This window comes from Rhodococcus sp. TAF43 (assembly GCF_052113525.1).
Taxonomy (GTDB): Bacteria; Actinomycetota; Actinomycetes; order Mycobacteriales; family Mycobacteriaceae; genus Prescottella.
Window position 1 is genome coordinate 32703 of record NZ_JBFRDL010000031.1, and the last position, 13366, is coordinate 46068.

Annotated in this window: 13 protein-coding genes; 6 read left to right on the forward strand and 7 right to left on the reverse strand. The window is 68.7% G+C overall.

The genetic code is table 11. The features are described from left to right. Nucleotides 1–23 precede the first annotated feature (23 nt). From AB4Z09_RS18510 to AB4Z09_RS18520, 3 genes are read right to left on the reverse strand one after another with little or no spacing between them, the layout of a single operon-like run. Nucleotides 24–761, reverse strand: coding sequence for an SDR family NAD(P)-dependent oxidoreductase (locus tag AB4Z09_RS18510; protein ID WP_114723277.1), 738 nt, complete (start codon nt 759–761; stop codon nt 24–26). After that, nucleotides 758–1789 (reverse strand): phosphotransferase family protein, encoded by a 1032-nt coding sequence (locus AB4Z09_RS18515; protein ID WP_114723276.1) that lies wholly within the window; start codon nt 1787–1789, stop codon nt 758–760. Before AB4Z09_RS18515 ends, AB4Z09_RS18510 begins: the two co-directional genes overlap by 4 nt. Continuing rightward, nucleotides 1786–3000, reverse strand: a complete 1215-nt coding sequence (locus AB4Z09_RS18520; RefSeq protein ID WP_442240400.1) for an acyl-CoA dehydrogenase family protein — start codon at nt 2998–3000, stop codon at nt 1786–1788. Before AB4Z09_RS18520 ends, AB4Z09_RS18515 begins: the two co-directional genes overlap by 4 nt. Nucleotides 3001–3173: 173 nt before the next feature. Here AB4Z09_RS18520 and AB4Z09_RS18525 point away from each other — a divergent pair, with 173 nt between their 5' ends. Beyond that, entirely contained in the window at nt 3174–4232 is a 1059-nt protein-coding gene (locus AB4Z09_RS18525; protein WP_442240401.1) for a M48 family metallopeptidase, read from the forward strand. Between the two features lie 15 nt (nt 4233–4247). Here the strand turns inward: AB4Z09_RS18525 and AB4Z09_RS18530 are convergent, their stop codons facing one another. After that, nucleotides 4248–4883 carry a TetR/AcrR family transcriptional regulator gene (locus AB4Z09_RS18530; protein WP_174913325.1) on the reverse strand — a complete coding sequence of 212 codons (636 nt, stop codon included), beginning with the start codon at nt 4881–4883 and terminating at the stop codon, nt 4248–4250. Between the two features lie 146 nt (nt 4884–5029). Here AB4Z09_RS18530 and AB4Z09_RS18535 point away from each other — a divergent pair, with 146 nt between their 5' ends. After that, nucleotides 5030–5962 (forward strand): VOC family protein, encoded by a 933-nt coding sequence (locus AB4Z09_RS18535; RefSeq protein WP_442240402.1) that lies wholly within the window; start codon nt 5030–5032, stop codon nt 5960–5962. An 11-nt stretch (nt 5963–5973) separates the two neighbouring features. On the opposite strand, the gene AB4Z09_RS18540 is transcribed toward AB4Z09_RS18535, so the two are convergent. From AB4Z09_RS18540 to AB4Z09_RS18550, 3 genes are all read right to left on the reverse strand, one after another. Further along, complete coding sequence (locus AB4Z09_RS18540; protein WP_442240403.1) at nt 5974–6438, reverse strand: MarR family winged helix-turn-helix transcriptional regulator; 465 nt, start codon at nt 6436–6438, stop codon at nt 5974–5976. Nucleotides 6439–6486: 48 nt separating this feature from the next. Next, nucleotides 6487–8169, reverse strand: coding sequence for an NTF2-like N-terminal transpeptidase domain-containing protein (locus AB4Z09_RS18545; protein ID WP_442240404.1), 1683 nt, complete (start codon nt 8167–8169; stop codon nt 6487–6489). Nucleotides 8170–8311: 142 nt separating this feature from the next. Continuing rightward, nucleotides 8312–10075, reverse strand: a complete 1764-nt coding sequence (locus AB4Z09_RS18550) for a penicillin-binding transpeptidase domain-containing protein (protein WP_442240405.1) — start codon at nt 10073–10075, stop codon at nt 8312–8314. A gap of 107 nt (nt 10076–10182) precedes the next feature. On the opposite strand from AB4Z09_RS18550, the gene AB4Z09_RS18555 reads away from it, so the two are divergent. The 4 genes from AB4Z09_RS18555 to AB4Z09_RS18570 all read left to right on the forward strand — a co-directional run bounded on the left by AB4Z09_RS18555 (nt 10183) and on the right by AB4Z09_RS18570 (nt 13365). Continuing rightward, the gene (locus AB4Z09_RS18555; protein WP_114723268.1) at nt 10183–10770 is read left to right on the forward strand and encodes a hypothetical protein; all 588 of its coding nucleotides are present in this window, start codon (nt 10183–10185) and stop codon (nt 10768–10770) included. Between the two features lie 77 nt (nt 10771–10847). Continuing rightward, nucleotides 10848–11138: a hypothetical protein gene (locus tag AB4Z09_RS18560; RefSeq protein WP_442240406.1), complete on the forward strand. Its 291-nt coding sequence runs from the start codon at nt 10848–10850 to the stop codon at nt 11136–11138. Next, a complete protein-coding gene (locus AB4Z09_RS18565; protein ID WP_442240407.1) occupies nt 11138–12778 on the forward strand; it encodes an alpha/beta hydrolase in 1641 nt (546 codons plus the stop codon). The genes AB4Z09_RS18560 and AB4Z09_RS18565 overlap by 1 nt, the downstream gene beginning before the upstream one ends. A 122-nt stretch (nt 12779–12900) precedes the next feature. Then, nucleotides 12901–13365 (forward strand): hypothetical protein, encoded by a 465-nt coding sequence (locus AB4Z09_RS18570; RefSeq protein WP_442240408.1) that lies wholly within the window; start codon nt 12901–12903, stop codon nt 13363–13365. Nucleotide 13366 lies beyond the last annotated feature (1 nt).

Genomic DNA, 13366 nt, shown 5'->3' on the forward strand with positions numbered 1-13366 from the left:
ACCGGCGACGATACCCACTTCCGTCAGGCCTCGTACCCCGATGTGCCCGCCCGGCTCAGCACCAGCTTCGACAGCACCGCCCGGTCCGACAGGCGCAGCACGACGTCGGCCAGTTCGACGACGTCGTTCACCGTCAGCATCGTCTCGGCCGGGATGCGGTCCTTGGTCCACTCCGACATGTCGGTGTCGACGTAGGCCGGGGCGATCGCGGTCCCGGCGATCCCGTTGCCGGACTCCTCCAGGTTGAGGGTCTCGACGAGCGAGATCAGCGCGGCCTTGGTCGCCCCGTACACCGCGAGGTTCGCTTCCGCGTACACGCCCGTGATGGACGAGATGGCAACCACTTTCGCGCCCCGGCCGGGATTGTCGGCAGCGCCCTTGCGCAGCAGCGGCACCGACCGTTGCAGCAACGCGAAGGGAGCCGCGAAGTTCACGGCGACGGTCTTGTCGAACCGCCGCATCGGAAACTCCGCGACGGCCCCCGCGGTGCCCACGCCGGCGTTGAGGACGAGCGCGCGCATCGACCCGAACCGGTCCTCGTGTGCCCCCGCGATCGACGCGGCCGCCTCGGGATCGGCCATGTCCGCGGCGACGGCCACGACGTCGGGTGCCCCCGCCGCCCGCAGGTCCGCGGCGACCGCGTCGAGGCGCGACTGGTCCCGGGCGGTGACGGTGAGGGCGTAGCCCTGGCCCGCGAGACGCTGCGCGATGCCCAGCCCGATGCCGCGTGACGCTCCGGTGATCAGTGCACTGTTGGTCATCTTGTTCCCTCTCCCAGGGCAGCGAGACCGGCCGCGACCAGCGGCGGTACGGCCTCGTGCGCCTGCGCGAATCCCTCACCCGTGGTGGCGCCCTCACGGTGGCGATGCGTGATGCCCTCGGCGATCACCGCGAGTTTGAAGTTCGCGAGCCCCAGGTAGAACGACCAGTGGTCGATGGCCCTGCCGGTGGTGGTGGCGTACTTCTGCGCGAGGTCGTCGGTGGACGGCAGCCTGGTGCTCGTCCACGCGGCGGGTTCGCCGAGGATGACGTCGAGCGCGGGATGCCGGTAGACGCACATCTGGGCCAGATCGGAGAGCGGGTCGCCGAGTGTCGACATCTCCCAGTCCACCACCGCCACAACTCGTCCGGGATCGTCGGTGGCGACGAGGGTGTTGTCGATCCGGTAGTCGCCGTGCACGATCGCGGACTGCGACGTGGCCGGGATGGCGTCCGCGAGCAGTCCGTGCAGCCGTTCCAGGTCCGGCAGTTCGCGGGTCTTGACCCGCTCCCACTGCCGCGCCCACAGCGCGACCTGCCGGGTCAGATACCCGTCGGGCCGACCGAACTTCTCGAGACCCACCGCCCGGTAGTCCACATCGTGCAGCGCCGCGAGCACTCGCACCAGTTCGTCGGTACACGAGGCGATCTCGACGTCGCTCAGGGTCGCGAGATCGTCGACGGTCCGGATCACCCGGCTGTCGACGAATCCGGTGACCGCGAACGGGGCGCCCATCACCGACTCGTCCTCGCACAGCACCACGGTGGGCGCCACCGGCACCGGCGAGTCCTGCAGTGCGGCGCACACGCGGTACTCCCGCGCGACGTCGTGCGCCGACGGCGTCAGGCCCGCGGTCGGGGGCCGCCGCAGCACCCACTGCGACGCGTCGTCGAACACCCGGTAGGTGAGGTTCGACTTGCCCCCGGAGATCAGTTCGGCACGAAGATCACCGGTGGTGGACACCTCGGACTCGGCGAAGAACCGTTGCAGTGCAACCAGGTCCAGCCCATCCAGCCGCGCCGCGGTCACGACCGGCCTTCCTCACGGGCGGCACGCTTCGCCTTGCCCACGACGCGCTTGGCCAGTGCCCAGCGGTGCACCTCGGACGGACCGTCGTAGACACGGAACGGACGCACCTCGCGGGACAGCCGGGCCAGCGGCAGATCGCCGGACACACCCATGCCGCCGCACATCTGGATCGAGCGGTCGACGATCCGGAAGATCGCCTCGGATCCGAACGCCTTCGCGATCGAGGTCGAGTCCGACGCGGTCTCCCCGCGGTCGAGTTCCCAGCATGCGCTGACCAGCAGGGCGCGCGTGGCGGCGATGTCGATCTCGTTGTCGGCGACCATCTTCTGGATCATGCCGAGATCGCCGAGCCGGGACCCGAAGCCCTCACGCTTCGCGACGTACGCGACCGCGACGTCGTGCCCGCGGCGCGCCGCGCCGAGCCACCGCATCACGTGCGTCATGCGGGCGGGGCCGAGCCGGACCTGTGCGTAGGCGAAGCCCTCGTCGACGGCACCCAGGACGGCCTCGTCCGGCACGAACAGATCCTCGAAGAACACCTCGCAGTGGCCGCCGATCATCGCGCGGTCGAGCGTGTCGATGTGCCGACCCACCCGGATTCCCGGCGCGGACGCGGGCGCGAGGAACATCGTCGCGCCGCCGCGGTCACCGGGCGCTCCGGACGTGCGGGCCATGATGATGAAGAAGCCGGCACCGTCCGCACCGGTGATGAACCACTTGTGGCCGTTGATCTTCCATCCGCCCGGCGCCTTCTCGGCGCGCGTCGTCAGCGCCGCGGGGTCGGAGCCCGCGCCCGGCGCGGGTTCGGTCATCGCGAATGCCGAGCGCACCTCGCCGCGAGCGAGCGGCCCCAGAAACTGCTCCTTCTGCGCCGCGTCCGCGACGTGTGCGAGCAGGTGCACGTTGCCCTCGTCGGGCGCCCCGATGTTCAGGGCCGTCGGCCCGAACAGCGAGTACCCGGCGGCCTCGAACACCGGCGCGCGATCGCTCATGTCGAGACCGAGACCGCCGTATTCGACGGGCGCGTGCGGGGCCAGCAGCCCCCGCCCCTTCGCCTCGGCCTGGAGTTCGACGCGCAACGCGTCGCCTCCGGCCGCGGTGATATCGCCACTATGGGCATCCTCGATCGGCAGGACCACGTCCCGCACGAACTCGCTGGTGCGCTCGATGAGCGCATCCACCTCGGGCGAGTACGACAGATCAACAGCCACGCCACACCTCCGACTACCGGCTACTACCTTACGACCGAGCGATCGCTCGGTCGGTCTGGATTACGGTCGCACAGCGACAACTCCCCGTCAAGCCCCGACCCACCGCCGTACCGAATACCAGACAAACCGACCAGTCGCTACTGTGGTGGACGACCATCGACGAGGAGGACGATGTGACCACCAGCCCGGATCGCACGCGAATCGAGTTCCCCGGCATCAGCTCGCGCGCGTGGGAGCACCCCGCGGACCGTGCAGCTCTTGTCACACTGCGCACCCTGAAGGGTTTCGACACCATCGTGCGCACGTTGTCGGGGTTGCTGCAGGAACGGCAGCACCGCCTGATGTACCTCGCCACCTCGATCCGCGTCGACGAACGGCAGTTCCCGGATCTTCACGACCTACTACGTGACTGCGTCGAGATACTGGGGGCCGAGGAGACGCCCGAGCTGTTCATCCTGCAGTCCCCGGCGGTCAATTCGTTCACGATCGGCATGGACAAGCCGTTCATCGTGGTGACCACCGGGCTGCTCGATGTCATGAACTACGAGGAACAGCGCTTCGTCATCGGCCACGAACTGGGTCACGCGCTGTCCGGGCACGCGGTGTACCGCACCATCCTGCTGCACCTGATGCGGCTGGCCGGCACCATCGGCTGGGTCCCGGTCGGCGGTTGGGCCCTGCGAGCGATCATCGCGGGGCTGATGGAGTGGCAGCGCAAGTCGGAACTGTCGGGCGACCGGGCCGGGCTGCTGTGCAGCCAGGACGTGCACACCGCGCTGCGGGTCCAGATGAAGCTGGCCGGCAGGTCGCGGGTCAGCGAGATCGACCCCGACGCCTTCCTCGCGCAGGCCGCCGAGTACGACGCCAGCGGCGACCTGCGCGACGGGGTGCTCAAGCTGCTGAACATCGAACTGCTGTCCCACCCGTTCTCGGTGCTCCGGGCGGCCGAGCTGAAGCGGTGGGTGGACGACGGCGAGTACGCGCGGGTTCTGCGCGGCGAGTACCCGCACCGATCGACGGACGACGATGCCCGGATCGGCGACGAGTTCCGCAATGCCGCCAAGACCTACAAGCAGAACTTCGATCAGTCCGACGACCCGCTGATCCGCGTCCTGCGTGACGTCGGCAGCGGGCTCGGCGACGCCGTCGGTGCCGTCGGGCACGGCGTCGGCGAGGTCGCGGCCGACATCAAGGAACGATTCTCACACTGGCGCAGAGGCTCCGGCGACTGACCCGTACACCATCTCCTACTCGGCGACCGGCGCCGACGAGCAATCGGCGCCGACCGCGCCCCGGGCGATCGCGCTGTAGCGCTCGACCACCTCGTCGGGGCTGAGCGGTCCGTCGGGCCGGTACCAGCTGGCGACCGCGACACAGAGCGTGGCGACGGCGCGGCTCGCGTCGCCCGGGTAGGGGGTGTCGAAGTCACCGGCCTGCACCCCGGCCAGGATGACGGCGTCGAGCATCCGCTGCTGTTCGTCACGCATCGCGACGTACTCGGCGCGGCCTTCCGGCTCCATGCTGCGCATCTCGGTGGAGGCGACGAACGCCTGCTCGCGCCGGAACATGTGGAAGCGCAACAGCGATTCGACGACGGCGTCGAACTGCTCGCGCGGCAACGGCCCCGCCTCGGCGAGCGCCCGCCGGCTGCGGTCGAGCAGGTCCGTCATGATCACCTGAGTCAGCGCCACCAGCATCGACTGCTTCGACGGGTAGTGGTGGTACAGCCCCGGCACCGACAGCCCGGCCCGCGCGGCGATCTCCCGAATCGACGAACCCTCGTAGCCGCGCTCGGCGAACAGTTCCAGCGCCGCCGCGAGCGGGCCGGGCAGCGCCGCGTCCCCGTAGAGCCGCCACGATCCCGGTGCCACGTCCGATGTCATGCCCCCACCGTATTCACGACGCCGTGCCGTGTGCGACTCCGCCCGGCGCCGACATCCCAAATATTAATTGGGCTTGCCAATGATTGGATGCCCCGTGTAACTTCGGCGACCAATCCACTTCCACCGTCCCCGAAGGAGATCGGCCGATGATCCAGGAACTGTCGTACATCGGAATCGCGTCACCGCGATCGGAGGACTGGCGCGCCTACGGCACACGACAACTCGGCGCGATGCTGACCGACGACGGACCCGACGGCGCGGTCCGACTCGCGGTGGACGACGTCAACTACCGGATCGCGGTCCATCCCGGAGAGCAGGACGAATTCCTCTACGCCGGTTGGGGAATGGCGAACGAAACCGATCTGCAAAGCTTCGTCGAGAAGCTCGAGACGCATGGCGTCGACGTGCACACCGGTGACGCCACTTTGCTCGCCGAGCGACAAGTCGCCGAGCTGTCGTGGTTCGAGGATCCGTGGGGGATCCGGCACGAACTGTCCTGGGGCAAGCTCGCGACCCCTCTGTCGTTCACTCCGGGACGCACCATGCGCGGCGGCTTCGTCACCGGCGATCAGGGCCTCGGACACGTCGTGTTCCAGGTACCGGATCTCGACGAGGCCAACCGGTTCTACGTCGATGTCCTCGGTTTCCGCCTGTCGGACCGCATCGCCACCGATCGGTACACGGTGCGCTTCTACCACGTCAACGGCCGCCATCATTCGCTCGCGCTCGCGGAACTACCGGGGTATGTCGGGTTCAACCACCTCATGCTCGAGGTCGAGAACATCGACGATCTCGGCACCGCGATCGACCTGCTCGACGAGACGGGAACGGAGGTGATGCAGACACTCGGCCGGCACACGAACGACCTCATGACGTCGATCTACATCAGTTCACCGTCGGGCCTGCAGATCGAATACGGCCACGGGGGCCTGGTCGTCGACGACCTGAGTTGGATTGCCCGCACATACGACCAACCGAGTTACTGGGGACACCGGCGGCCCGCGTCGAGCCGTTCCCGCGTCCCAGGAATCGTCCGGCCGGCCCCGGCGCCAGCCGACGCGAGCGCCGCGATTCCGTGAGCCGCGACGGCTCAGTCGCGGCAGCCGGAAGGCTCCTCCAGGTTCGAGATCCAGTCGACGGCCTCGCCGAGAACAGCGCGGTGGCTCGGGGACAGTCCGCCGAACACCGCCTCCTCGACCTCGTCCAGGGCCCGGTCTGCGTCAACCAATGTCGCACGCCCCTGGTCGGTGATGGAGACGATCTGGCGGCGACGATCCTCAGGATCGCGCTCCCGGACAATGTCCTGTGACTTCTGCAGCCCGTCCAGGTAAGCGACGATGTCTCCCGGGTCGAGCACCACCCGTGAAGCAAGTTCCTTCTGGTGGCACGGGCCCAGTTCGTTCAGGATGCTGAGAATCGCGTGCTGGTTGGGAAGCAGACCCACCTCGGACAGCTTCGCGCCGTAGAACTGCCGCACCTTCAGTGCCGACTTCACGAACCCGTATCCGAGTCTGTCCGCGAGCGGCGGCGTCTCGGAACGGCGTGTGGATGGCATGGGGCGAGTATAGAGAGCAGAGCAGCCATCCCTATCGGCTCACTTCACTCACTTCTGGATGGGCTTGGCGATTTCCTTCATGAGCAGGTCCGTCATCTTCAGTGCCCGATCGCCGCCGTCGGCGTCGGCGACGAACACCGCGAAGGCGAGGTCGCCGCGCGAACCGAAGAACCACCGGTCGCTGTCGTTGCCGGACGCGATCCCGATCAGATCGGGGTACTGCTTGAGGAAGGACGCCGGCCCGGTCTGGACGTTGTCGCGCATCGCGTTCCGCAACTGGTCGTTGACGTTCGCGGGAAGCGCGTCCTCGACGTTCTTCGCGGTGGCCTGCTGGCCCTCGACGATCATCGGCATCGGGGCACTGCCGCGGGCAACGGACGCCGCCACCATCGCGAGACCGAAGGGGCTCACCTGTGGCTCCGAACCGTTCTTCGACTTCATCACCTGGTCGACGCCCGACTGTGACGCGGTGAGCACCGCCGTCTCCGGGTCGAGACCGGGCATCTCGTAGTTCAGGCCGATGCCGAGCTGCCGTCCGGCGCGCTCGAGGTCGTCCTCACTCACGTCCTTCGGGTCGACACCCGCCTGCAGCGCCGCGGCCTTGCGGACCAGATCCACCGAGTTGCCCGCCGGGTAGAGGCTCGAGAACGCGATGGGTCCCTGCTCGATCGCCTGATTGTTCTGCGCGGCAACGACGACCGCACCGGTCGACGGCCGGATCGCGACGATCGCGGAGGGGGTCCCGACGCTGACGACGGCATTCTCCGCCGCCAACTGCAGCTGCGAGTCGATGGTGGCCTTGATGTCCGGCCCGGGAGGGCCCTGGTAGCCCACCTGCTGCTGCATCGCCCCGTCCGGCTCGACGACGTTGACCGCCCAACCGGCGGTGGCGTCGCGGTTCGCCTGCCACACCGTCCGCAGCGGGTCGAGCAGCGGTGTCACGATCCGGCGGTCGGTGGTGATGAGCTTGGGCTGCTTGTCGACGACGACGCCCGGGATGCCCTGGAGATCGCGTTCGAGGTATTGGAAGTCCTGGTCGCGCAACAACACCGCGACCACCTTCTCCCCCGGCTTCTCCGCAAGATCCTTGCGCATCAGGTCCGCGGTCACGAGCGGGGCGACCGGCTCCAGCGCCTTCGCCAACCGATCGGTCGTCGCGACCGGGTCTGGCATCGAGGACGGATCGAGCGTGATCGCGTTGATCGTCTGCTCCGCCATCAAGGGGTTACCCGCGCCGTCGAGCACGCGGGGTGGCGCGGCATCGGTACGGTCGTACCGGACCGTGCGCCCGTGTCCGAGCGCCGGCGCGAGCAGGGTCGGATCCCACGAGACCCGCCAGCCCACCGAGAGCTTCCGGACGCCGCCGTCGACGTAATAGCTCCAGTCCTTGCCCTCGCCGAAGTTCCACGCGGTGTCGACGGTGAAGAATCCGGAATCGCCGTTGAGTTCCATGAACTGCGCGAGGGTCCACGTGGATTCCTTCGCGTCGAGTCCGTCGAACATCTGCTGGATGGATTCCTCGGCCGCGTTCGGGTAGGACGTCAACGACGCTGCGGCCGAGGCGTCCCGATCGTTCAGGGCCTGTACGAATCCGTTCACCACCGACTGCGCGCTCGCGTCGGACTTCTGTCCCACACAGGACACGAGCGCGACGGCCAGGACGGCCACGAGGCCGAGCGGCAGGGCGATCGCACAGCTACGCCGTAGGCGGGGCGAGGCTCGGAAACCCATGGCCACAATCCTCCCTTTTGTCACATGCGTAACAAGCACGGATCGCCTACGAAGAAGTCACGATTGCGCCACTGTCGCCCAGTGCCTATATCTCCCCGTGACCATGCGAGCCCGACTCGAGACCTACCCGACCCCGGTGGAGCTACCGCAGGAAACGTCCGGCAGCGTCCAGCGCGGGGCCCGAACTATCCGCTCCCGCAACGAAAACCGCGAAAGCCAGGTCGTTGTCGATGCCCACGAACCATCCGTGTGAGCCTGTGCCAACACCGTACTCTGCCGTGCCCGTCTTGCCCTCGAGGTTCGGAAGATCGGCCAGAACCCTCGCGGTCCCGTCCGTGACCGTCTCGCGCATCATCGCCCGGAGGTCCTCGCCGACGGTGGCCGGCACCGGCGCCGCGGTGCGGTCGGCGGTGCCGGGCTGCCCGGCAATGATCATCGGCGCCGGCGTGGAACCGTGGGCGATGGACGCGGCGACCAGCGCCATCCCGAACGGTGACGCCGTCACCTCGCCCTGGCCGATCGCCGACTCGACACGCTCGGCCGGGGTGTCGGCGGACGGCACGGTTCCGGTGACGGTGGTGAGCCCGGGTGTCGTGTAGTCCACGCCCACACCGAACTGAAGCGCGGCCTGCTGCAGCGCATCCGGTGGCAGCGAGACGGCCAACCGCGCCATCGTCGTGTTGCACGAGTGTGCGAACGCCGAATGCAGCGGCACCGACCCCAGATCGAAGTTGTCGTCGTTGGGGATCTGGCGGCCCTCGACGTTCTCGGTGCCCGGGCAGGGCAGCACGGTATCGGGCGTGACCTTCCCGGCCTGCAACGCGGCCGACGTCGTCACGGTCTTGAACGTCGAGCCGGGCGGGTACAGCCCGGTCAGCGCGATCGCACCCTGCGCGTCGGCCGCGGCGTTCTGCGCGACCGCGAGCACCGCCCCGGTGGACGGCTGCAGCGCCACGATCGCGGCCGGTTGCGCCACGCCCGCGAGCGCGTCCTCGGCCGCGGTCTGCAGCCGCAGGTCCAGCGTCGTGTCGATCATCGGCGCCGGTGTCGCGTCCCGGCCCGCGAGCCGACGCGCCGTCCCGTCCGGGCCGACCATCTGGACCGCCCACCCGGCGGAGGCGTCCTGGCCCGCCTGCCACACGTTCGCGAGGTCACCGAACACCGGCGACGCCAGCGCCCGGTCGACGGTGAGCAGACGCGTCTGCTGCGCCAGGTCCACGCCCGGGATCGCGGACAGCCGGTCTCGGATGGGTGCAATGTCGGATTCCCGCAACGTGATCGCGGTGGTCGGCTTGCCGTCGGCCTTCGCGAGCTCGCCGCGCAGCGACTCCGCGGTGATCGTCGGCACGATCGGGGTGAGCAACGGCGCCACCGCTGCCGGGTCCGCCGCCGGCTGTAGATTCACCAGGGTGACCATCTGCTCGGCCATGATCGGCCGGCCGTCGGCGGCGCGCACCTCCGGCGGCCTGCCCGTGGTCGGGGTGAAGCGGACGGTCGAATCGGCACCCAACTCCGGGACGAGCAGCGCAGGAGTCCACGAGAGTTTCTGTTGCCCATCCAGATTCACGAGCGTTCCGTTGGTGGAGTAGGTCCAGTCCCGTCCGTCACCGAAATCCCAGTCGGCCTCGAGCGTGAACGCGTCCCCGCCCGTCGAGACGGTGAAGGAGTGCCCCTGTGCGCCCAGTCCGTCGAACATCGCGGTGATCGCGGCGGACGCGGCGGCGGGATCGCTCGTGAGGTCCGCGGCCGCCTGGACGTTGCCGCCCGCGAGCGCGTCGGCGAACTGCTGCTCCGGCGACGGCGCATCGCCGCCACCGCATCCCGCCAGCACGAGGGCGGACACCGCCGCCAGCGCGGTCAGTGACGTTCGGGGGCGCAACGGCAATCGCAAGGGCAATACGGACATGCCCTGATGATGCCCCAGAAACCGACCTCGTGGACGGTGGCGCACGGCCGTGAACGGAGTAATCATGTAATCAGTGCAGCAAGTGGATCGACCCGAGGAGGACGATCATGAGAAGAGCACACGGCCACGGCGGATACGGACCCGGTGGCCGCAGATTCGGAAGGCCCGGCGGCTGGCAGCAGGCCGACGCCCCGGACGCCTCGGACGCCGTCGACTGGTTTGCCGGACGGCTCCCGGACGACTGGTTCGTCGGACCCGCCACCGTCGAGGTGGACCGGGAGGAGATCGTCGTGACCGGCGAACTGCCACCACCCGAGGAAACCGAGGGTGCGGAGAATCCGGCGGCCACGGCGGAGGGCCGGGTCGCCCGGTTCCGCGAATCCACCCGACCCGAACGCATGCAGATCGCCGACGAGGCGGAGGCCCGCTACGGACGAAAGGTTGCGTGGGGTGTCACGATCGGTGATCAACGAATCCTGTTCACGCACCTGGCCGTTCCGGTGATGACACGACTGCGACAGCCCGAACGCAGGGTCCTCGACACTCTCGTCGACGCGGGGGTCGCGCGCTCCCGCTCCGACGCGCTCGCCTGGACCGTGAAACTCGCGGGCCAGCACAGCGAGGAGTGGCTCGCCGAGCTGCGCGAGGCGATGCGCAAGGTCGACGACCTCAGATCGGAGGGGCCGAAGATCTAGTCGAGGCGCGCTCTCGCGGCCCTCGGAGCCGGATTCGTCGATGTTAGTGTGTCGCTTGATTCGTAACCGGGGGGATTATGAGCGAGCCTTTACAGGTCGACGTCGATGCGCTGCGGGGACTGGCGAAGTCCCTGCGCGACATCTCCGCCGACATCGGCGAGATCAGTGTGCCCGCAACTACCGAGATGCCGGGCTTCCGGATCGAGGCCGTCGCACGCGACGCCCAGGCCGCAGTTCTCGATGCCTACCACGGTCTCGGCGAGAGCATCCACTCCATGGCCGAAGCCGCCGACGTCGACGCGACCGGTTACGAAGCCGCCGAGCACGCCTTCCGTGAGCAGCTCACCCGCTACGAAGCGGGCCGCTGATGCTGATCAGCCAGGTCCGGTCGGCCCGCCCGGAATCCATGGTTGCGTTCGCGGACGCGCTCGGGCGGGCCAACATGACCTTCGTCGACGCGCTGACGGCCGTCGACCGTTCGGTCCACGAGGCCGAGTCCCACTGGAAGGGCGACGCCGCCACCGCCGCAGCGCTGCGCGCCCTGTCCGAACGGATGGTCGGCACCCACATCGAGACGGCCGTCGCGGATCTGGCGGGTCCGTTCGCCGATTTCGGGCTCCGGCTCGAGGACACGAAGGCGAGCCTCCTCGACATCGTCGATCGGGAGGCTCCGGCGGCCGGGATGGCCGTGACCGACGACGGGACGGTCACCGCGCCGACGCTGTACGGAGCGGATGCCGTCGCGGTCGGCATCGCGCAGAGTGCGCTCGACGACGCCGCTCAGTGGTTCCGCTCCCGCATCCGCGAGCTGCTGACACAGGTGGACACGCTGGACGGCGAGGCCACGTCCGCGATCGGCGACGCGGTCGCCGGGCTCGCCCAGCTGCGCCGGTCACCGGAGGGTGGGCCGATCGGCGGCGCCGTGACCGACATCATCTCGGGTGCGTCCCCGCTTCCGACGGATCCATCTCGGCTGCAGGATCTTTGGCAGCAGCTGTCGCCGGCGGAGAAGGATGCGCTCTACGATCACGACCGGTTCATCGGCAACCGGGACGGCATCCCCCACATCGATCGCGATCATTTCAATCGCCAGAACCTCGGGGGGATGCAGGCGGCCGCACAGCGGGACCTCGAACGGATCCTGAGCGCCCACGACGCGTATCCCGACGAGGACCAGTGGAACCAGGCCGTCGACGACGCCCGCTCGAAACTGTCCGGCCTCGAGACTGTCGCCGGACAGGTCGACGCCGATACCGAGCCGCCGCGTTACCTCGCGCTCATCGACGACCGCGGCCATGCCGCCGTCGCGATCAACAACCCGGACACCGCCGACAGCGTGGCCACGTTCGTCCCGGGAACCGGCGCCAATCTGGGCGATCTGCCGAACGGTGTCGAGCGGTCGCGCGCGATGTACGACGCCGCGCTGGCCGCCGACTACACGAAGCAACACTCGGTGATCAGCTGGTACGGATACGACGCGCCGCAGAACGCACTCACCGAGTCGCCCTTCGAGGGGTACGCGGACGCCGCGGCGGAACCGCTCGACCGATTCCAGGACGGGCTGCGTGCCACGCACGAAGGTGCCACCGCGTCGTCCAACACCGTGATCGGACACAGCTACGGCACGACGGTGATCGGGCACGCGGCCAGCGACGGTCACACACTGGACGCCGATCAGCTCCTGCTCGTCGCGAGCCCGGGGATCGGGGTCTTCGAGGCGAGCGAGCTGTCGCTCACCGGCGTCGATCCGAGCGCGACCGGTGACCACGTCTTCGCGACGACCAATGCCCACGATCCCATCCGGTTCACGCCCGACCAGGTGCATTTCACGCAACCGATCGACAACGATTTCGGTGCTCGTGTCTTCACCGCCGACGAGGATTCGAAGGGCCCGTGGTGGGCGCTCGGGATCGATCTGGACCTGCACAGCACCTACTGGGACCGCGACAACCCCGCGTTGAGCAAGATGGGGCAGATCGTCGCCGGGAAGGGAGACGAGGTCGGGTGACACTGCGGATCAGGATCGGCGCTGCCGTCGTGGCGGCAGCTGTCGTGACGACCCTCGCGGCCTGCTCCAGCGACCCCGGGGATGCCGTTGTCGCGCCGCCAACCACCCAGGAGAGGGTCACCATGAGTTCACCACTGACCGAGCGCGAGGCCCGAGCCGCGATCGAGGACCATCTTTCCGGGACCCTCGAGGCCCTGCCCCGACAGATCTCGTTCTCGCTGCAGAATCCCTTCGCCGCGCACGCGAAGTTCACCGGCGGCGGCAGCGTTCCGTGTGACGAGGCGGCCGCCGGGCCCGATGCCGATCTGACGTTCAGCGTCACCTACTGGGTGATCGGGGTTCCGGAGTCCGAGACCGGACGCTATCTGGACGTCTTCCGTGCGGCGTGGCAGCAGCAGGGGTGGAATCCCCTCGCGAACGCCGGCGACGGACCCGAACGGCGTGTCCGGGCCCGGACACCGGACGGTTACGGGTTCACGGTCACCGACAACGGTCAGGGCATTCTGACGATCGCCGCCTCGTCGCCGTGTTTTCCCGGCGGGACCCGCGACGGGGGATCGATGCCCGCCGACATCACCAATCCGTGAC

Bases quoted from the DNA above. Each gene is read 5' to 3' on its own strand.
- AB4Z09_RS18550 (WP_442240405.1), bottom strand. From the start codon at position 10,075: ATGTCCGTATTGCCCTTGCGATTGCCGTTGCGCCCCCGAACGTCACTG.
- AB4Z09_RS18540 (WP_442240403.1), bottom strand. From the start codon at position 6,438: ATGCCATCCACACGCCGTTCCGAGACGCCGCCGCTCGCGGACAGACTC.
- AB4Z09_RS18570 (WP_442240408.1), top strand. From the start codon at position 12,901: ATGAGTTCACCACTGACCGAGCGCGAGGCCCGAGCCGCGATCGAGGAC.
- AB4Z09_RS18535 (WP_442240402.1), top strand. From the start codon at position 5,030: ATGATCCAGGAACTGTCGTACATCGGAATCGCGTCACCGCGATCGGAG.
- AB4Z09_RS18565 (WP_442240407.1), top strand. From the start codon at position 11,138: ATGCTGATCAGCCAGGTCCGGTCGGCCCGCCCGGAATCCATGGTTGCG.
- AB4Z09_RS18545 (WP_442240404.1), bottom strand. From the start codon at position 8,169: ATGGGTTTCCGAGCCTCGCCCCGCCTACGGCGTAGCTGTGCGATCGCC.
- AB4Z09_RS18530 (WP_174913325.1), bottom strand. From the start codon at position 4,883: ATGACATCGGACGTGGCACCGGGATCGTGGCGGCTCTACGGGGACGCG.
- AB4Z09_RS18560 (WP_442240406.1), top strand. From the start codon at position 10,848: ATGAGCGAGCCTTTACAGGTCGACGTCGATGCGCTGCGGGGACTGGCG.
- AB4Z09_RS18510 (WP_114723277.1), bottom strand. From the start codon at position 761: ATGACCAACAGTGCACTGATCACCGGAGCGTCACGCGGCATCGGGCTG.
- AB4Z09_RS18555 (WP_114723268.1), top strand. From the start codon at position 10,183: ATGAGAAGAGCACACGGCCACGGCGGATACGGACCCGGTGGCCGCAGA.